This is a genomic window from Periweissella fabaria, from assembly GCF_918814575.1.
Classification (GTDB): domain Bacteria; phylum Bacillota; class Bacilli; order Lactobacillales; family Lactobacillaceae; genus Periweissella; species Periweissella fabaria.
In genome coordinates, this window is the sequence record NZ_CAKKNS010000002.1 from 59,167 (window position 1) to 78,180 (window position 19,014).

At 37.2% G+C, this 19,014-nt stretch carries 20 protein-coding genes; 18 read left to right on the forward strand and 2 right to left on the reverse strand.

Features of this window, described 5'->3' with window-relative positions:
* The first annotated feature begins 6 nt into the window (after positions 1-6).
* From mltG to LQZ75_RS03295, 8 genes are all read left to right on the forward strand, one after another.
* On the forward strand, positions 7-1,164 hold the full coding sequence (mltG, locus tag LQZ75_RS03260; RefSeq protein WP_230096423.1) for an endolytic transglycosylase MltG: 1,158 nt from the start codon (positions 7-9) through the stop codon (positions 1,162-1,164).
* A gap of 248 nt (positions 1,165-1,412) precedes the next feature.
* The gene (locus LQZ75_RS03265) at positions 1,413-3,284 is read left to right on the forward strand and encodes a ribonuclease J (RefSeq protein WP_230096424.1); all 1,872 of its coding nucleotides are present in this window, start codon (positions 1,413-1,415) and stop codon (positions 3,282-3,284) included.
* 70 nt (positions 3,285-3,354) lie between these two features.
* Positions 3,355-4,266: a hypothetical protein gene (locus LQZ75_RS03270; protein ID WP_230096425.1), complete on the forward strand. Its 912-nt coding sequence runs from the start codon at positions 3,355-3,357 to the stop codon at positions 4,264-4,266.
* A gap of 205 nt (positions 4,267-4,471) precedes the next feature.
* Positions 4,472-5,659 (forward strand): elongation factor Tu, encoded by a 1,188-nt coding sequence (gene tuf, locus LQZ75_RS03275; protein WP_230096426.1) that lies wholly within the window; start codon positions 4,472-4,474, stop codon positions 5,657-5,659.
* A gap of 232 nt (positions 5,660-5,891) precedes the next feature.
* Complete coding sequence (gene tig / locus LQZ75_RS03280) at positions 5,892-7,193, forward strand: trigger factor (RefSeq protein ID WP_230096427.1); 1,302 nt, start codon at positions 5,892-5,894, stop codon at positions 7,191-7,193.
* A 190-nt stretch (positions 7,194-7,383) separates the two neighbouring features.
* Positions 7,384-8,634: an ATP-dependent Clp protease ATP-binding subunit ClpX gene (gene clpX, locus LQZ75_RS03285; protein ID WP_230096428.1), complete on the forward strand. Its 1,251-nt coding sequence runs from the start codon at positions 7,384-7,386 to the stop codon at positions 8,632-8,634.
* Positions 8,635-8,884: 250 nt separating this feature from the next.
* Complete coding sequence (gene yihA / locus LQZ75_RS03290) at positions 8,885-9,511, forward strand: ribosome biogenesis GTP-binding protein YihA/YsxC (RefSeq protein WP_230096429.1); 627 nt, start codon at positions 8,885-8,887, stop codon at positions 9,509-9,511.
* Between the two features lie 2 nt (positions 9,512-9,513).
* Positions 9,514-9,807 (forward strand): nucleoside triphosphate pyrophosphohydrolase family protein, encoded by a 294-nt coding sequence (locus LQZ75_RS03295; RefSeq protein WP_230096430.1) that lies wholly within the window; start codon positions 9,514-9,516, stop codon positions 9,805-9,807.
* 38 nt (positions 9,808-9,845) lie between these two features.
* On the opposite strand, the gene LQZ75_RS03300 is transcribed toward LQZ75_RS03295, so the two are convergent.
* Positions 9,846-10,001 (reverse strand): SPJ_0845 family protein, encoded by a 156-nt coding sequence (locus LQZ75_RS03300; RefSeq protein WP_230096431.1) that lies wholly within the window; start codon positions 9,999-10,001, stop codon positions 9,846-9,848.
* Positions 10,002-10,178: 177 nt separating this feature from the next.
* Here LQZ75_RS03300 and trxA point away from each other — a divergent pair, with 177 nt between their 5' ends.
* The 10 genes from trxA (at position 10,179) to pepT (ending at position 18,685) form a co-directional block, all read left to right on the forward strand.
* Positions 10,179-10,496, forward strand: a complete 318-nt coding sequence (trxA, locus tag LQZ75_RS03305) for a thioredoxin (RefSeq protein WP_230096432.1) — start codon at positions 10,179-10,181, stop codon at positions 10,494-10,496.
* A gap of 114 nt (positions 10,497-10,610) precedes the next feature.
* Positions 10,611-11,261, forward strand: a complete 651-nt coding sequence (locus LQZ75_RS03310) for a ComEA family DNA-binding protein (protein ID WP_230096433.1) — start codon at positions 10,611-10,613, stop codon at positions 11,259-11,261.
* 74 nt (positions 11,262-11,335) lie between these two features.
* A complete protein-coding gene (locus LQZ75_RS03315; RefSeq protein WP_230096434.1) occupies positions 11,336-11,809 on the forward strand; it encodes a ComE operon protein 2 in 474 nt (157 codons plus the stop codon).
* Positions 11,810-11,831: 22 nt separating this feature from the next.
* Positions 11,832-14,057 (forward strand): DNA internalization-related competence protein ComEC/Rec2, encoded by a 2,226-nt coding sequence (locus LQZ75_RS03320; protein ID WP_230096435.1) that lies wholly within the window; start codon positions 11,832-11,834, stop codon positions 14,055-14,057.
* A gap of 6 nt (positions 14,058-14,063) precedes the next feature.
* On the forward strand, positions 14,064-15,080 hold the full coding sequence (gene holA, locus LQZ75_RS03325; protein ID WP_230096436.1) for a DNA polymerase III subunit delta: 1,017 nt from the start codon (positions 14,064-14,066) through the stop codon (positions 15,078-15,080).
* A gap of 135 nt (positions 15,081-15,215) precedes the next feature.
* Complete coding sequence (gene rpsO, locus LQZ75_RS03330; RefSeq protein WP_168722447.1) at positions 15,216-15,485, forward strand: 30S ribosomal protein S15; 270 nt, start codon at positions 15,216-15,218, stop codon at positions 15,483-15,485.
* Positions 15,486-15,547: 62 nt separating this feature from the next.
* Complete coding sequence (rpsT, locus tag LQZ75_RS03335; protein ID WP_230096437.1) at positions 15,548-15,802, forward strand: 30S ribosomal protein S20; 255 nt, start codon at positions 15,548-15,550, stop codon at positions 15,800-15,802.
* A 149-nt stretch (positions 15,803-15,951) separates the two neighbouring features.
* Positions 15,952-16,629: a tRNA (adenine(22)-N(1))-methyltransferase gene (locus LQZ75_RS03340; protein WP_230096438.1), complete on the forward strand. Its 678-nt coding sequence runs from the start codon at positions 15,952-15,954 to the stop codon at positions 16,627-16,629.
* A complete protein-coding gene (locus LQZ75_RS03345) occupies positions 16,626-17,432 on the forward strand; it encodes a Nif3-like dinuclear metal center hexameric protein (protein ID WP_230096439.1) in 807 nt (268 codons plus the stop codon). The genes LQZ75_RS03340 and LQZ75_RS03345 overlap by 4 nt, the downstream gene beginning before the upstream one ends.
* Positions 17,433-17,455: 23 nt before the next feature.
* Complete coding sequence (gene pepT / locus LQZ75_RS03350) at positions 17,456-18,685, forward strand: peptidase T (protein ID WP_230096440.1); 1,230 nt, start codon at positions 17,456-17,458, stop codon at positions 18,683-18,685.
* Positions 18,686-18,727: 42 nt separating this feature from the next.
* Here pepT and LQZ75_RS03355 read toward each other — a convergent pair whose 3' ends face one another.
* A complete protein-coding gene (locus LQZ75_RS03355) occupies positions 18,728-18,910 on the reverse strand; it encodes a DUF2929 family protein (protein WP_230096441.1) in 183 nt (60 codons plus the stop codon).
* Positions 18,911-19,014 lie beyond the last annotated feature (104 nt).

Below are 19,014 nucleotides of genomic sequence, written 5' to 3' on the forward strand. Positions count from 1 at the left end.
ATTGTTTTGAAAAATAACGATAACTTTGATAGTTCATTAACACGTAGTTCGGGAATCAAAGGCGGGGGGCATAGTACCAAACTTCGCTGGATAATTATCGGAATTATTGGCTTAGTCGTTGTGGCCTTGTTAGCTGTGGGGGGAATTTACTTACATCAACGAAGTGACTTTAGTGCTAAGGATCCTAATAGTTCAAAAATTATTGAAATTAAGGTGCCACAAGGTGCTAATGCAACGTCAATTGGTAAGCAATTACAAAATGCCGGGGTTATTAAGCATGCAAGTGCTTTTAAAAACTATGTCGATGCACATAGTGTAAATAACTTAAATGCCGGTTATTTTGCCTTATCACCTAAGATGGATGTGGGTACGATTGTTGCACGTCTTCAGAAGCCGGGTGCGCTAACACCAAATGATGGTGTCTTACAACCAGGCTTTGTCTTGATGCGTGAAGGTGAAAATGCTGCTCAATTTGCACAAAATGTCGCTAAGCAGACTAAGTTTTCAGCTAAAGACTGGTTGGCTACGTTGAATGATAAATCATATTTGGACAAATTAGCTAAACAATATCCAGATTTACTCAGCTCAGCGATTGATGCGCCAACACGTTATAAGTTAGAAGGATATTTATATCCTGCTACTTATGATGTTCGAAATGCTAAAACACCGCAAGACATTACAACACAAATGGTTGCGAAAATGAATCAAGTATTACAACCATATTTTGCTGATATTAAGAAGCAAAATTTAACGGTACAACAAATTTTGACATTGGCATCATTAGTTGAACGTGAAGCCATTACGCCGCATGATCGTGGCGTTGTTGCCGGGGTATTTTTAAATCGGATTGATGACAAAATAACTTTGGGTTCAGATGTTGCGGTTAAATATGCTTTGAATACTGATAAAACTAACTTATCGATTGCTGATACGAAGGTTGATTCACCATATAATCTTTACAAAAACCAAGGCTTTGGTCCAGGGCCATTTAATTCGCCATCATTGTCGGCGATTTTAGCGGTGTTACATCCAATTGATCGTGATAAGAAATATTTATTCTTTATTGCTAACTTAAAAACAGGTAAGGTTTACTTTACTCAAACGATTCAAGAGCATGATGCATTAAATGCCAAATTGCTAGAACAAAATAACAACACTAAGTAATAAAAAATGGTCCCTAGAAAGTTTTCTAGGGACCATTTTTATTACCTTATAAATGTTAACGTTGTCGCTATATGCTGTATGTGTTGTTTTTAAAGTATTTTGAAGCATAATTAAAAAGTTGATTTTACGTTACTTAATAACGTTTGATTGTTTATACATACAAAATTATGCTAAAATTATAGCTAGAATATTTTGTACGAGTAAAAGTGAGTTTATAACTCACAAAAAAATTTTTTTAGAGGTAAACGATGACGAATAAATTATCAATTATTCCGTTTGGGGGAGTACGCGAAAACGGAAAAAATATGTATGCAATCACGTATAATGATGAAATTTTTATATTTGATGCAGGGTTGAAGTACCCAGAAAATGAATTATTAGGGATTGACGTTGTGATTCCTGATTTCCAGTATTTAGTCGATAACGCAGATAAAATAGCCGGGGTCTTTTTAACACACGGACATGCTGACGCTATTGGAGCATTACCATATTTATTAGCACAAATTAATGTACCGGTATTTGGTTCAGAATTAACGTTAGCATTGGCAAAGTTAGCTGTAAAAGCTGAAGAACTAACTAAAAATTTTGATGATTTTCATGTTGTTAATGAAAATTCAATTATTGACTTTGGCAGTGTTAAAGTATCATTTTTCAGTACAACCCATAGTATCCCGCAATCATTAGGTTTAGTTTTAGAAACACCTGAAGGCCAGATTGTTTATACAGGGGATTTTAAATTTGATCAAACAGCCAAAGCCGGTTATCGCACAGATTTAGCTCGGTTAGGTGAAATTGGTAAAAATGGTGTGCTAGCCTTATTGGCCGATGTTGCCGGTGTCGCTGCTGGTGGTGATTCAGTAAATGAATCAGTGATTGAAGAATATATTTTGGATACATTCCAAAATCACCAAGGCCGGATTATTGTTGCGATGGTGGCATCAAATATTCAACGAGTTCAACAAATAATTAATGCAACTTACGCAACTGGTCGGAAAATTGTTCTTTCAGGTAATGACTTAGAAAAAGTTGTGCGGACGGCTTTGAAACTCCACATGATTGAATTGCCAATTCCAGAAAATGAATTGTTTGTCTCATTCAAAAATTTAAATAAATTAACACCAGAAGAAACGGTTATTCTAGAGACTGGTCGGATGGGAGAACCTATCAAGCATCTTCAAAGAATGGCCAATGGTGATGATCGCCATATTAAAATTACTGAAGGAGATTTAGTATTTATTACTACAACACCATCATCAGCAATGGAAGCCTATGTGGCACGGACACGCGATTTATTATTTAAAGCTGGTGCTAATGTAAAAGCAATTTCACAAGACTTACGCTCTTCAGGGCATGCATCAGGTAATGATTTGCAATTAATGTTAAACTTTATGCGTCCAAAGGTTTTCTTGCCAGTTCAAGGTGAATATCGTGTCTTAAATACTGGAATGCATTTAGCCATGGAAGTTGGTATTCCTGAAGATCACATTTTTATCACTAAAAAAGGTGATCAACTCCAATATGATGGCGAAAATATGTATTTAGCTGGATCATTTGAAGTTAACAACACGATGATTGATGGTTCAGGAATTGGTGATATCGGTAATATTGTTCTTCGCGATCGCAAAGTCTTATCAGAAGATGGGGTTTTTGTAGCAGTTGTAACAATTGATCGTCGTCGTAAGAAAATTGTTGCCAAACCAAAAATTACATCACGTGGGTTTGTGTATGTTAAAGCATCACGGGATTTAATTCGCGATAGTAGCGATATTGTTGAAAAAACAATTTTGGACAATCTCGCCAATGTGAAGGATTTTGATTGGACAACTTTAAAAACTGCTGTTCGTGATAATTTAAGTCATTTTCTTTACGAACAAACACGTCGCCGCCCGGTTATTCTACCAGTAATCATGGAAGTTAACCAAAATGGTGGTCGTTTGGCTCGGCATAACCGCACAAGTAAGAGCGGTGAAGGCAAAGCGAAAGTTAAAAAGTTGCCTAATGCTCCAAAACAAGGTAATCAAGTTGAAAATGGTGGTGCTGAAAAGCCTAAAAAAGCTAAAAAGCCTCGCCGTCGTAAGCCAAAGCCTGCGCAAGGAGCAACTGAAACTTCAAATAATTAATGATGGCGAAGAGATTGATTTTGTGTAAGTCAATCTCTTTTGTTTGTCTAAAGAAAAGGGAGTGGCCTAAATGGAAGAAAATAAGCAAGACTTATTGTTATTGCAAGCACAACAGGCGGTAGACGAACGCGCATGGTCACAAGCATTAGCTTTATATGAAGAACTTTATCAACTGGAACAAAATTTAGCAGTTAATCAACAACTAGTTAATTTAGCGGTTCGTCTAGAACAATTTCAATTAGCACAACAATACTTACTAGATTATGTTGAAAAGTATCTCAGTACAAGTGATGACGTTGATAATGTAATTTTAATTTTCACGAAAAATCAAAATTATATTATCTGTCATGAAGTTATTAATAAAATCACTGGTCCAACGCTTTATCAGCATGCCCAGCAAGAATTAGCGTTGAAAGAAGATGAGGCACGCTTGATTTTACAAGCAACATTTAAGGCGCGCATGCGTGAATTTAAGTATTTGGGAATTCATGATTTTGCGGCACAATACCATAGTTATCAAACCGGCTTACAATTGCCACTAAGAGAACATATCGCCATTGCCAAAACATTGTTACTTGATGAAGACGTCAGTGATTTAGTTCGGATTACAATTTTAGCGTCATTTATGGCGTTGAAAATTAAAGAAGATGTGAGCTTTCTTTGGCTAGATAATGAAATTTATACACGTAAATTTAGTGATTTAGTGCCACCATTGGCAACTGAAACGGCATTTATTATCCAAGATACGCTGTATGATGAGCTTGGTGATACTGATCCAGTGACATTAGCAGGATTAGAGCAAAATATTATTTTACGTATTAAGGCCGCTTTCCCGTTTGTTGAACAGGTGATTACTGATCCAGTGACTTGGACTAAATATCAAATAGCCCGTTTTCGGGGTGAAGAATTACCCGATTTGAATGAAAATGATATCCGTTGGTTACTAAAATTTGATGCATTATTTGCAAAAATTGGTAATTAATGTAAAAAATATGTGGATTTTCATTTTTACGGTATGTTTTTATTTACAAAGCTAGATGGTATTTATATAATAATTAAGGCTTTCCAAAAGATATCAACGAGAAAATTCAATTTTCCTGTTTGTGTTCTTGGTGGATTGTAGTATAATTGAACGCATAGGATTGAAATAAATCAATCGCTTTGCAAATTTTAGGAGGATTTTCATTTTGGCTAAAGAACATTATGAACGCACAAAACCACACGTTAACATCGGTACTATCGGACACGTTGACCACGGTAAAACTACTTTAACTGCTGCTATCTCAAAGGTATTGGCTGACAAAGGTTTGGCTAAGCAAGCTGACTTCGCAGCTATCGATGCTGCTCCAGAAGAACGTGAACGTGGTATCACTATCAACACTGCTCACATCGAATACGAAACTGAAGCACGTCACTACGCTCACATCGATGCCCCTGGACACGCCGATTACGTTAAGAACATGATCACTGGTGCTGCACAAATGGATGGTGCCATCCTTGTTGTTGCCGCAACTGATGGTCCTATGCCACAAACTCGTGAACACATTCTTTTGGCTCACCAAGTTGGTGTTGACTACCTTATCGTATTCTTGAACAAGACTGACCTTGTTGATGATGAAGAACTTATCGACCTTGTTGAAATGGAAGTTCGTGAATTACTTAGCGAATACGATTTCCCAGGTGACGATGTTCCATTTATCCGTGGATCAGCTCTTGCTGCCCTTAACGGTGATGCAGAACAAGTTAAAGTTATCGAAGAACTTATGGATACTGTTGACTCATACATCCCAACTCCAGACCGTGACACTGACAAGCCATTCTTGATGCCAGTTGAAGACGTATTTACTATCACTGGTCGTGGTACTGTTGCATCAGGTCGTATCGACCGTGGTGTTGTTAAAGTTGGTGACGCCGTTGAAATCGTTGGTTTGAAGGACGAAGTTTCTTCAACTACTGTTACTGGTGTTGAAATGTTCCGTAAGACTATGGACATGGGTGAAGCTGGTGATAACATCGGTGCATTGCTCCGTGGTGTTTCACGTGAAGACATCGAACGTGGTCAAGTTTTGGCTAAACCAGGTTCAATCCAAACTCACAAGAACTTCAAGGCTGAAGTCTATGTTCTTTCTAAAGAAGAAGGTGGTCGTCACACTCCATTCTTCTCAAACTACCGTCCACAATTCTACTTCCACACTACTGACGTTACTGGTGTTATCGAATTGCCAGAAGGTGTAGAAATGGTTATGCCTGGTGATAACGTTACTTTCACTGTTGAATTGATCAGCCCTGTTGCCATTGAAAAGGGTCTTAAATTCACTGTTCGTGAAGGTGGCCGTACTGTTGGTGCCGGTGTTGTTTCAGAAATCGAAGACTAATCTTTTAGTTTAATCGGTTCTTGATTTAACAAGACCAACATTTTAAAAAGGATTTGCATTTTTTGCAAATCCTTTTTTTATATAAAAATAACAAAAAAACGCCGAAAAAGGGGTCTATTACTGGTTTTATATTTGCATATAATAGCCAGTATGTTAAACTATTATTCGTATGTATTAAACATTGAAAACAATGAATTAGCTGCAGCAATTCATTTATTGGAGGAATTAACATATGGTTGCAACAAACGCACAATTTACTAAGGGTGATGGTAACAAAGGTACATTATCTTTTGAAATCCCAGTTGAAGTATACACTGATGGTATTGACAAGGCTTTTGATCGTGTAAAGGGTCAAGTTAACATTCCTGGTTTCCGTAAAGGTAAGATGCCAAAATCACTCTTCATCAAGCAATTTGGTGAAGAATCATTATACCAAGATGCATTGAACATCGTTTTAGGTGACATCTATGAAGCCGCTGTTCTTGAAGCTGGTATTAACCCAGTTGGCCAACCAAATATTGACGCAGATTCAATGGAAAAGGGTCAACCTTGGAAGTTGCATGCAGACGTTGAAATTGCACCTGAAATTGAATTAGGTGAATACAAAGGTTTAGCTGTTCCTAAGCAAAGCACACGTGTAACTGCTAAGGAAGTTGATGCTGAAATCGAAAAATTACGTGCTTCTCAAGCTGAACTCGTATTGAAGGAAGATGCAGCTGCTGAAAATGGCGATACTGTTGTTATCGATTTTGATGGTTCTGTTGATGGCGTACACTTCGATGGTGGTAAGGGTGAAAACTTCTCACTTGAATTAGGTTCAGGTCAATTCATTCCTGGTTTTGAAGACCAACTTGTTGGTCACAAAGCCGGTGAAGATGTAAACGTAAATGTTAAGTTCCCTGAAGATTACCAAGCTGAAAACTTAGCTGGTAAAGATGCTTTATTCGAAGTTAAACTTCATGAAGTAAAGACTAAAGAATTGCCTGCTTTAGATGATGAATTTGCTAAGGATGTTAACGAAGATGTTGACTCACTTGACGAATTGAAGACTGTTACTAAGGCTAACTTGAAGGAAGCTAAGCAACAAGCTGCTAAAGACGCAATTGAAGAAGCTGCAATTACTAAGGCCGTTGATAACGCAACTGTTGTTGGTGGTGATGTTCCTGCTGCTATGATTGAAGCTGATGTACACCGTCAAATGGACCAATACCTTGGTAACATGCAACAACAAGGTATTAACCCAGAAATGTACTTCCAATTAACTGGAACTACACAAGAAGACTTGCACAAGCAATTCGAAGAAGGTGCTGCTAACCGCGTTAAGACTAACCTTGTTTTAGAAGCTATCGTAGTTGCTGAAAACGTTGAAGGTACTGATGCTGATGTTGACGCTGAAGTTAAAGACTTGGCTGCTCAATACGGTATTGATGAAGAAGCTGTTCGTCAAGCTTTAACACCTGCAATGTTGAAACACGATATCGCAATCAAGAAGGTTGTTGACTTAATCGTTGAATCAGCTAAGGAAGAAGCCTAATTAGCTTTTATTCGTTAGCATATATTTGATAATTTAACCCCACATAATCCGTTTGGATTAATGTGGGGTTTTTAATAACAAAATTGCGAATTATTACCACTAAATGTTATGAATGTTTTTAATAGTAGTTAACTTTAGTTGTGGTATGGTACAATTTAACTAATGAATTTTTTGACAGGAGGCATTGCTAATGCTTGATACGACTGATCCAATGGGACCAATTATCTGTTCATTTTGTGGTAAATCACAAGATGAAGTGCAAAAGATAATCGCTGGTCCAGGGGTCTTCATTTGTAATGAATGTATTACCCTTGCAAAATCAATTATTGATGAAGAAGTTCGCCATGATGCAACTGAAGAGGTAATTGATTTACCAACACCACGTCAAATTGTGGATGCTTTAAATAAATATGTTGTTGGTCAAGAAGATGCTAAACGGACATTAGCGGTTGCGGTGTATAATCACTACAAACGGATAAATGACACGTTAGTTGGTGAAGGTGATATTGAATTACAAAAATCAAATATTGCCGTTATTGGACCAACAGGATCTGGTAAAACTTACTTGGCGCAAAGTCTAGCACGTATTTTGGACGTGCCATTTGCAATTGCAGATGCGACGACACTAACCGAAGCTGGATATGTCGGTGAAGACGTTGAAAATATTTTGCTTAAATTATTACAAAATGCAGATTACGATGTCGACCGTGCACAACGTGGAATTATCTACATTGATGAAATTGATAAGATTGCTAAAAAATCTGAAAATGTTTCAATTACACGGGATGTTTCCGGTGAAGGTGTCCAACAAGCGCTTTTGAAAATTCTAGAAGGTACGATTGCCAATGTACCACCTCAGGGTGGTCGTAAGCACCCGCAACAAGAGTTTATTCAAGTGGATACAACCAATATTTTATTTATTGTTGGTGGTGCTTTTGATGGTATCGAAACAATGGTTAAAGAGCGGCTTGGTGATAAAGTAATTGGATTTGGTACTGATACTAGTAAGCTAGCCCAATTACACTCATTGGAAGAAAAAACCATCATGCAACAAGTTATTCCAGAGGACTTGATGTCATTTGGATTAATTCCAGAATTTATTGGCCGTTTGCCAATTTTAACGGCGCTTGAAAAGTTAGATGAAGACGACTTAGTTCGGATATTAACTGAGCCTAAAAATGCTTTAGTGAAGCAATATGTGGCCTTAATTGGTATGGAAGATGTTGAACTTGAGTTTACAACAGAAGCCTTGCACGCAATGGCACATTTAGCGATTACACGTAATACAGGGGCTCGGGGACTACGGTCAATTATTGAAGAAGTAATGCGGGATATTATGTTTGATTTACCTAGTCGTGATGATATTCAAAAGGTGATTATCGACGAAGACACGGTTAGTCGACATGCAGAACCACAATTAGTTTTAGCAGCTAACGAATAAGTTTAGGATTACCCATAAACGCATATTATTTATAAATATTGCTAATAAAACAGCTTGGAAATTGGATTTCCAAGCTGTTTTATTAGTTTTTAATTTCGGTGAATTATGATTGTAGGTCAATGATTTTTGTATTTCTCTTGGCTTCGACCTTAAATAATCAGCAATATGGTAAAATTGTCTGGTATACTAGATAGGTTAATTTAAATCGATATTATTATAATCAAATTTAGAACATAGATTGGAGAAAATCATGGAAGTACACAATGTTGCCTTGACTATTAGTGCCGTAGGGCCCAAACAATACCCAACCAATGAATTACCTGAAATTGCTTTAGTAGGACGTTCAAATGTTGGTAAGTCATCTTTGACAAATACCTTGATTAACCGTAAGAGCTTTGCCCGGACGTCTTCACAACCAGGTAAGACGCAAACTTTGAACTTTTATAACGTTGAAGATCAAGTTTATTTTGTCGACGTTCCAGGATACGGCTATGCTAAAGTATCAAAATCAGAACGTGAAAAATGGGGCTTTATGATTGAAGAATACTTGAGCACCCGGGCACAGTTACGTGGAGTTGTAAGTCTAGTGGATGCTCGTCATGCGCCTTCAGAAGATGATATTAATATGTATAATTGGTTATTATACTTTGATATTCCAGTGTTAGTTGTGGCGACGAAAGCGGATAAAATTGCCCGTGGAAAGTGGAACAAAGCAGAATCAACAATTAAAAAAGCATTACAATTTGATAATTCAAAAAGTGATTTTATGATGTTTTCATCTGTTACTAAAGATGGTAAAGATGCTGTTTGGGGTTGGATTGAAGATCGTATGGCTGATGAAATTGTCATTGAAGATGTCGCTGAGGAGCGTGATTAACTATGGAATTTAATGATTATCAAAAATCTGCTAACCGAACATTATTTGGTACGGAAACAGTTTTAACTAATTTAGGCCTCGGACTTGCATCTGAAACCGGTCAAATTACTTACATGATGAAACGTTATAGCTTTGAAGGAGCGCGCTTAGATAAAGAGGCGCTAACGCACGAAATTGGCGATGCGTTATGGTATCTTTCGCAGATTGCTGAGTGGGCTGATATTGATTTTGAAGCGGCAGCACAAGAAAATCTAGCGTCTTTAAATAAACGCTATCCAGATAATAAAGTTAATTAAAAAGAACGAGAGCATATGCTCTCGTTCTTTTTAATTAATTATGCTTTTTTATCAGTAGTGGTTGATGAAGATTGTTGTTCGTTACGTCCGAGTGCTTTGTTTTTAGCATCTTTATCAGCATCATCAAGTGGTAATGTGATAAAGTCGCCAAGCATTTTATCAAAATTAGTTTCGCGTTTTACAGTTAAGGCCATATTAAGTAGCACTCCTTTAAATTGGTATTGGCCTTAGTGTAGCATTTTTTTGGTTAAAATGGTATGGAAAAAGTATTACAAAATATTACTAATTTTTTGTAAGCAGAAGTCTAGATTAATTTTGAAAACGATGATAGAATTATACTCAATCGAAAGATAATGACGGAGGAAATTAAAATGGCTGTTTTAGAAACTACTGATGCAACATTTGAAAAAGATACTGCGACTGGCGTAACGCTTACTGACTTTTGGGCTACTTGGTGTGGACCTTGTCGGATGCAAAGCCCAGTAATTGATGCTTTATCAGAAGAATTAGGTGATAAAGTTACTTTTAACAAGATGGATGTTGATGCTAACCAAGCAACACCACAAGAATTTGGGATTATGTCAATTCCAACTTTACTTGTTAAAAAAGATGGTGAAGTTGTGGAAACGATTATTGGTTACCATTCAAAAGAACAACTTACACAAGTCTTAGATCAATATATTGATTAATGAAATCTAAGTTATTATGAAAAAGAATCAAAATCTACAAGATTTTGATTCTTTTTTTGTTGCTATTCCAATTTTTTGCGTACTGTATTTTTATGCAAAGGAGGTAGAATACAAATGAAATGCTGGCAAGTGCTGAAACAACAGTATCGTTTGATTACAGTAGGGTTAATTGGCATCTTTTTAGTGGTAAGTGTGTTAATTGGAATGTTAAAGCCGGGCCAGAGCGCGACACCACGAAATGATTTTAAACCCACAAGTATATCAAGTAATGCCGCTAAAGCACATAGTAATCAAGGCGCTGGAGCAACGAGTACGAAAAAGGATAACTTTATTTACGTCGATATTAAAGGCGCTGTTTTACACCCTGGAGTATATCAGGCAATGAATAACGTTCGTGTCGAAACCGTATTAGGATTGGCCGGTGGGACATTAGTGGAAGCTGATTTAAGGCAAATTAATTTAGCGCAAGCAGTTAAAGACCAACAGATAATTTATATTCCACATAAAGGTGAACAGTTACCGACACAAACGCAAGGGAGTCCTGAAGTAAGTCAAGTCAGTGACAGCACACATAAAATAGTTAATTTGAATTCAGCAACGAAAGAGGATCTGCAAACGCTGACGGGCGTTGGTGCACGTAAAGCTGAAGTAATTTTACAATATCGGCAGCAACACGGAAATTTTAAGAAAATTGAAGAAATCCAACAAGTCGATGGTATCGGTGAAAAAACCTTTCAAAAATTAAAGCCATTTCTAGCAGTGTGATGGCGTAAGGGTATCTTTGAAAGGTTGTAATTTGATATAATAAGGCCATTATTTAGTTAACAGGAGATTGAAGCATGCAAGAACGAATTTCATGGGATGAATATTTTATGCTACAAGCAGTTGCGTTAGCATCACGTTCAACGTGTAATCGCTTATCAGTTGGGGCAGTATTAGTTCGTGATAAACGCCTAATTGCTAGTGGCTACAACGGCTCGGTAGAAGGAGATGCCCATTGTATTGATGAGGGTGATTTAATAGTTGATGGTCATTGCATTCGGACAATTCATGCTGAACAGAATGCGTTATTGCAATGTGCCAAGTATGGTGTACCAGTTGATGGTGCTGAAGTATACGTAACGGATTTTCCGTGTGCTAATTGTACTAAGATGTTGTTACAAGCTGGTATTAAAAAGATTAATTATCTTCGTAATTATCGAAATGATGATTTTGCGATGCATTTAATTAACTTGAAAAAAGTCGAATTAAATCAGGTTCATTTTTCACCAAATTCACAGGACGCTGTGGATTTAGCTAAGTTTACCAATTAAGCAACGTTGGATATTTCCAGCCTTGGCAACAATTACCATTTCAGTCGTGATCCTCGGCCATAATTGGTGGGCAATTGGGGCCTTATTTATCATCTTACTACGTATATATTTTTTAAAAGAACCACAGGTTTTAATTGTCACATTAATTACATGTGGCTTTTTTTATTACTGGTTGGATACGTTTAAGCAACATAATCAAGACTTGCAACAACAAGTTCAACAGCAGCTTGATCAAAGTGTTGAGTTTGATTTTACCGCTTGGGCAGATGAACTAGATGTTGATGGTAATATTTTAAAAACTGTAGCGACACTCCCTCAAACGGACACTAAAATTTTAGTTAATGCGGTTATAGGTGATAAAACAACTAAAGAACAGCTTGAACAGGTGACGGGCCGCATTGTCTTAAATATCCGTGGTAATATTAAATTGATTGATGAAGCAACTAATCCAGGACAATTTGATAGTCGTAAATTTTATGCCTTGCAACAGATCAATGCAACCTTAAGTAAAGGTCAAGTTAAAGTAGTTCAAAAGCTAGGTGATACTGCTACGCTGATTGGCTGGGTGCATAAATTACATCAAAAGGTTATCGCGTATTTTGAAACCCTACCATCAAACTTACGATTTTATGGAGAAACCTTGATATTAGGATATATTAGATCCGATTTTTACCAAGAAAATCAAGGAATTCGTGAGCTAGGATTATTACACTTGTTTAGTATTTCTGGCTTCCAAGTGGTCATGTTTATTAAGTTACTTCGCTGGTTTTTTAACCAATTGCGGATTCCAATTGAAATAACAGCAATCCTAACGTTGCTACTGTTACCACTATATTTTCTGTTTTCGGGCAGTATTCCTTCACTAATTCGGGCAATTATTGTCGGTATGGTAGCACAAGGTTTGTTAATTATTAAGTCGCGCTTAACAACGTTAGATAGTTGGAGTCTTAGTTTATTAGGTGGGGTTGTGATTGAGCCTGGAATTTTAGAAATGCTAGGTGGACAATTGTCATATTTATTAGCATTGGCATTAGTTTTTGTACGGGGTTTGAAATTTTGGCAAGAAATTATTATGATGAATTTGATTATTCTGCCGCTCTTGTTAGCCACCACTTATCAGACCCATTTATTAGCTTTTTTGGCTAATTTTATTTTCATTCCGATATTTACGCATTTAATGGTGCCGTTGACAACGATAGGCGTACTGATATTCCCAATCTTTCCGGTATTATCAAACGGAATTGATTATATAATTGCGGAACTTAGTACATTAATAACCTGGTTAAGTAAGTTGCCTGGAAATATTATTTTTGGCCACTTTAACATTGGATTAGCTTTATTGGCTACCGGGATGACGTTTTATTTAATGCAAAATTTTAAGAGTCGCCGAGGCTGGTTAATTTTATTGAGTATTTATTTCGTGGGCTTTGTTGGCCTTAAAATACCTTTGCATGGTAGCGTTGCCTTTGTCGATATTGGACAAGGCGACAGTATTGTCATTCAAATGCCATATCACCGTGAAGTGACGATAATTGATACTGGTGGTCGATTGGCGATGCCACTTAAACAGAGTTGGCAACGACGTCAGAAACAGGCTAAAACCAATGCTGATATGTTTTTAGTACCGTATCTAATGTATCAAGGAATTGCTAATATCAAGCAAATTATTCTAACGCATGCGGATGCTGATCATGCAGGGGATGTTGAAATTCTCTTAAAAACTTTTAAAGTTCAACATTTATACGTCGGTCAAGAGATGGAAAAGATGCCTAAGTATCAACAATTGGCCAATAAATATCACGTTGATTTAGTGGGGGTTCATGCTGGGCAAAAATTGCCAGGGCTACCGTTAGAGATTTTATGGCCAATTGTTAGCGGCCAAGGGAAAAATGAAGATTCGGTTGTTACTCGTGGCTCGTTTGGAAAATTAAATTTTTTGTTTATGGGTGATCTTAATCGAGAAAATGAATTAAGGTTACCAACAAAGGCAATTTCAGCAACACAAGTAATTAAATTGGGCCATCATGGTAGTAAGACCAGTAGTGATGAACGTTTTTTACAAGCGGCTAAACCTGAGATAGCAATTATATCTGCTGGTCGCAATAATCGTTATCATCATCCACATCAAGAAACGTTGGCAACTTTAGCAGCTAATAAAATTTCTTATTTTAGTACTGCTAGAGATGGTATGATTAAATATGAATGGTCCCTATTTGGTGGCCACTGGTCGAAAATGAAAAGTGAGTAATAGTTTATGAACATACAGAATTTAACCCAACAATTAACCAGTTCACCTCAGCCAGTGTATCTAATACAAAGTGAACAATTATATATTCTCGAAAAAGCCCGCCAAGCATGTAAAGGATTAATCGCATTAGAAGAACAAGCAATGAATTATGCTAGTTATGATATGGACGATGTTGATTTAGAAGTCGCTTTAGCTGATGCAGCTACGATTCCATTTTTTGGTGAGCGGCGAGTTGTCGTTTTGGAAAAGCCACTTTTTTTAACTGGTGAAACGAAAAAGCAACGTGCCAATCATAATTTGGATGCCTTATTAGCATATTTAGAGCGGCCAGAACCGGATACAACATTAGTGTTTTTAGCCCCTTATGAAAAGCTTGATAAGCGTAAAAAGGTAGTTAAAGCCCTTTTGAAAGTCGCTGAAGTATTTGATTTTGGAGTGATTTCCGAGCGTGACATCCATGAATTAATCAATACCGATATGCGGGAGCATGGCTTCAAGATTGAACCAGCTGCGATGAATGTTTTGATTCAACGGACGAACGCTGATTTAACAATTATTATGCAAGAACTTGGTAAACTATATTTATATTGTTACCAAGAAAAAGTAATTAATCGGGCAGCCGTTGAAGATTTGGTGACTAAGTCGTTAGGTGAAAATGTTTTTGATTTAGTGACGGCTGTATTAGCTAGAAAAACCACGACGGCATTAACGCTTTATCACGAATTACGTATTAATGGGGAAGAACCATTAAAAATGAATGCCTTACTAATCGGTCAATTTCGCTTGTTGTTGCAAGTTAAGGGGTTAATGCCAAAGGTGCGCAACGAAAAGGAATTAGCCACGCAACTTAAGGTGCACCCTTATCGGGTCAAATTAGCTAATCAAGCTAGTAGTCGCTTTACGATGCAAGATTTAAGCCGGGCATATTTAGGATTATTTGATTTAGAAAAGCAATTGAAGAGTACTCAACGTGATCCTGAAATCTTATTTGAATTATTTATGATTAATTTTGTAAATAAATAATATTTTACTTGCATTAACAAGAAGTAACGTGTAACATTATAAAAGTGCTAAAGAGCACAGCCTCTTACTTAGTTTATCGGTTCACCGTCGATTTACTCGGTTTTTGGAATAAATAAAGAAAGGTGGAAATAACCCATGGCTATTTCACAAGCACGTAAGAACGAACTTATTAAGCAATTTGGTCGTCACGAAGGCGATACTGGTTCTGTTGAAGTTCAAGTTGCAGTCCTTACTGAAGACATCAACGAATTGAACGCTCACTTCTCAATTCACAAGCACGACTTCCACTCACAACGTGGTTTAATGAAGAAGATCGGTCACCGTCGTAACTTATTACGTTACCTCCGTAACTCAGATGTTCAACGTTACCGTGAATTGATTAAGGCACTTGGTTTACGTCGTTAATATTTACATTAACCACTAAATTAACTGCTATATAACAGAAAAAAGACCAGGAGGAATTATCAATGCCAGTTATTGAATCTTCAATCCAACGTGTCCGCACTAACGAAAAGGCGCAAGCTCGTCGTGCTTCTCAATTGAGCTCATACCGTACTCAAGTTAAGAAGTTCGTTGCCGCTGCTGCTGCCGGTGCTGACAATGCCCAAGACTTATACGTTGCTGCTTCTTCAGCAATTGACAAAGCCGTAAGCAAGGGTTTGATCAAAAAGAACAAAGCATCACGTGACAAGTCACGTTTGGCTGCTAAGTTGAGCAAGTAATTGCAATTTAAGAAGTTCTATGATGAATTATTTCATCGTAGAACTTTTTTTGTATAATAATGATTTTAATTGACTATACCGGTTGCCCAGACTTTCGTTTTAATGATACTATTTTAAGTAGAAATTAAAAGAAATCAGGGATACATATAATGTATGGACACAAACTTTCGCAACGCCTTGCTGCAGTTGCACAAATGGTACCACAAGGTGCACGGGTTGCTGACATTGGTTCTGATCACGCGTATTTGCCAGTCAATTTACTTTTAAATAAAAAAATTGATTTTGCTGTTGCTGGTGAAGTTGCAGTCGGCCCAATGAAAAATGCCGCATCGGAAGTTAATAAGCAAGGCTTTCAAGATCGGATTATAGTTCGCTTAGCAGATGGACTTGCAGCAATTGAACCAATCGATGCAATCGATACGGTTGTTATTGCTGGAATGGGTGGAATCTTGATTAGTAAGATTTTAGATGCTGGCCCACGTTTTGAAACATTAATCTTACAGCCAAATACTGATGAAGCAACTGTTCGAGAATGGCTAGAACAACATGCGTATCAAATTGTGGCTGAAGATATTGTGGCTGAAGATAATCACACATATGAATTAATTAAAGCAATACCAGGGGATATGACACTATCAGCACATGATAAACAATTTGGACCATATCTTAGTGAGATACAATCTGATGTTTGGCGTGCTAAATGGGAACATGAATTAGATCGTAAGGAAAAAGTACTAGGTTTCTTACAAGCAGCCACACCAGTTCATGAAGATCGTATTGCTGAAACACAAGCTGAAATAGCGACGATTCAAGAGGTACTAAAATGACAGTCATTCGCGGATATGAACTTGTAAAACGAATTGAAGAATTTGCGCCACTAACGCTAGCTGAAAGTTGGGATCATAGTGGTTTACAAATTGGGGATTTAAAAAAACCAATTCATAAAGTTATGACCACTCTTGATGTGCGACCTGAAGTGGTCCAAGAAGCAATTGCCCAAGGAGTTGATTTTATTTTGGCACATCATCCGATAATGTTTAAACCAGCTTATGATTTAGACTTGGCTAATCCACAAAATCGGATGTATGCAGATTTATTACGCCATAATATTACCGTATACGCAGCACATACTAATTTGGATAAAGTTAGTGACGGGATGAATGACTGGTTAGCACAAATTATTGGTTTACCAGACACAACACCATTAATCCCAGAACCAAACCAACCTGAAATTGGTTTGGGGCGAATTGGTAACTTACCAGCCCCAACTTTATTAAAAGACTTTGCTAATCGGTTATGTCAAACTTTTAAAGTTGAGCATGTTCGATTAATTACGACAGATACTGATCAATTCATTAAACGTGTCGCAATTGTTGGTGGCTCTGGGTCTGAATTTTATGCTGAAGCAAAAGCACAAGGTGCCGATGTCTTAGTAACAGCTGATGTTAGCTATCATGTAGCACATGACATTTTATCAAGTGGCATCTCTGTGATTGATCCGGGACATCATATGGAATTTTGGATGAAAACAGCAATGCAACAATTTATTAAGGATTGGTCAAATGATGCCGAATGGGAGCTAGATGTAGTACAATCTAATATAAACACGGATCCATTCCGATTTGTTTAAGTCAAAGAAAGAGGTATAAGCAATTGGCTAAATACGAAAATTTAGTACCACGTTTTATCAAATATGCGAAAGTTAACACTCGTTCAAACGAAGAATCAACAACTATTCCATCAGATCCAAAGGAAGTCGCTTTTTTAGCAGATTTAGCAACTGAATTAAAGGAAATGGGTTTGCAAAATGTGCGAACTATGAAAGATGGTTACGTTTTTGCTGAATTAGCAAGTAACATTGATAAAGATGTACCAACGATTGGTTTTATTTCACACGTTGATACTGCCGATTTCAATTCTGAAAACGTGCAACCACAAATCCACGAAAACTATGACGGTAAGTCAGATATTAAGTTGAGTGATGAATGGACTTTAAGTCAAGCTGAATTCCCTAACATGAAGAACTATGAAGGTCACACTTTGATTACTTCAGATGGTAGCACTTTACTTGGTGCTGATGATAAAGCCGGGGTCGCAGAAATTATTGCTGCTATGGAATACTTGATTGCTAATCCGGATGTTAAGCACGGTACTATCAAAGTTGCTTTTGGTCCTGATGAAGAAATCGGAATTGGTGCGGACAATTTTGACACTAAAGAATTTGGTGCTGATTTTGCCTACACTGTTGATGGTGGTCCATTAGGTGAATTAGAATGGGAAACTTTCAATGCTGCTGATGCAAAAATCTCAGTTCAAGGTAAGAATGTCCACCCTGGTTCAGCTAAAGACACAATGATTAACGCAATCCAAGTTGTCATGGATTTCCACGCCGCTTTACCAGAACATGATCGTCCAGAACACACTGAAGGAACTGAAGGTTTCTGGCACGTAATGCAAATTAGTGGTTCACCAGAATCAGCTACAAGCCGTTACATTGTCCGCGATCACGATCGTCAAAAGTTTGAAGAACGTAAGCAATTATTACTTACAATCGCTGACAAAATGAATGCGGACTTTGGTACTAACCGGATTAACGTTGAAATCAAAGACCAATACTTTAACATGGGTGAAGTATTAAAAGACGACATGCGTTCAGTTGACTTAGCAGCTGACGCCATGAAGGCTCTTGATATTAAACCATTAATCGAACCTGTTCGTGGTGGTACTGATGGTTCTAAGATTACTTTCCTTGGCACACCAACACCAAACCTCTTTGCAGGTGGTGAAAACATGCACTCACGGTTTGAATTTGTGTCTGCTCAAGTAATGGAACAAGCAGTTGATACATTATTAAAAATTTCAGAATTAAACATTACTGATTAATTAATGGTAAATAAAAAAAGTTCGGGATATCCCGAACTTTTTTTATTGTTGTTTGTTGGCACCAGTTGAAATTTTTGAAAAGATAATTGCACCAGCAAGTCCAATAATAATCGCCCAAATGGCAATAAAGACTGGTGAATAAGTACCACCTTCAAGTGCGTGACCAATGTAACCAATAATTTCACCGAAAATCAATGCCCATAAAGCACCCATAAAGTATTTCATAATGTACACCTTTTCGTTTATTCATAATTTCACTATTAGTTTACGCTCTCTATATTTAAATGCAAGTCTAAATGTTTTTGATATAATAAGAGTAACAACTTTGA

What these genes read in the sequence shown, in the direction of transcription:
- LQZ75_RS03265 (WP_230096424.1), top strand. Translation starts at nt 1,413, where the DNA reads ATGACGAATAAATTATCAATTATTCCGTTTGGGGGAGTACGCGAAAAC.
- LQZ75_RS03270 (WP_230096425.1), top strand. Translation starts at nt 3,355, where the DNA reads ATGGAAGAAAATAAGCAAGACTTATTGTTATTGCAAGCACAACAGGCG.
- tig (WP_230096427.1), top strand. Translation starts at nt 5,892, where the DNA reads ATGGTTGCAACAAACGCACAATTTACTAAGGGTGATGGTAACAAAGGT.
- clpX (WP_230096428.1), top strand. Translation starts at nt 7,384, where the DNA reads ATGCTTGATACGACTGATCCAATGGGACCAATTATCTGTTCATTTTGT.
- yihA (WP_230096429.1), top strand. Translation starts at nt 8,885, where the DNA reads ATGGAAGTACACAATGTTGCCTTGACTATTAGTGCCGTAGGGCCCAAA.
- LQZ75_RS03295 (WP_230096430.1), top strand. Translation starts at nt 9,514, where the DNA reads ATGGAATTTAATGATTATCAAAAATCTGCTAACCGAACATTATTTGGT.
- LQZ75_RS03300 (WP_230096431.1), bottom strand. Translation starts at nt 10,001, where the DNA reads ATGGCCTTAACTGTAAAACGCGAAACTAATTTTGATAAAATGCTTGGC.
- trxA (WP_230096432.1), top strand. Translation starts at nt 10,179, where the DNA reads ATGGCTGTTTTAGAAACTACTGATGCAACATTTGAAAAAGATACTGCG.
- LQZ75_RS03310 (WP_230096433.1), top strand. Translation starts at nt 10,611, where the DNA reads ATGAAATGCTGGCAAGTGCTGAAACAACAGTATCGTTTGATTACAGTA.
- LQZ75_RS03315 (WP_230096434.1), top strand. Translation starts at nt 11,336, where the DNA reads ATGCAAGAACGAATTTCATGGGATGAATATTTTATGCTACAAGCAGTT.
- holA (WP_230096436.1), top strand. Translation starts at nt 14,064, where the DNA reads ATGAACATACAGAATTTAACCCAACAATTAACCAGTTCACCTCAGCCA.
- rpsO (WP_168722447.1), top strand. Translation starts at nt 15,216, where the DNA reads ATGGCTATTTCACAAGCACGTAAGAACGAACTTATTAAGCAATTTGGT.
- rpsT (WP_230096437.1), top strand. Translation starts at nt 15,548, where the DNA reads ATGCCAGTTATTGAATCTTCAATCCAACGTGTCCGCACTAACGAAAAG.
- LQZ75_RS03340 (WP_230096438.1), top strand. Translation starts at nt 15,952, where the DNA reads ATGTATGGACACAAACTTTCGCAACGCCTTGCTGCAGTTGCACAAATG.
- LQZ75_RS03345 (WP_230096439.1), top strand. Translation starts at nt 16,626, where the DNA reads ATGACAGTCATTCGCGGATATGAACTTGTAAAACGAATTGAAGAATTT.
- LQZ75_RS03355 (WP_230096441.1), bottom strand. Translation starts at nt 18,910, where the DNA reads ATGAAATACTTTATGGGTGCTTTATGGGCATTGATTTTCGGTGAAATT.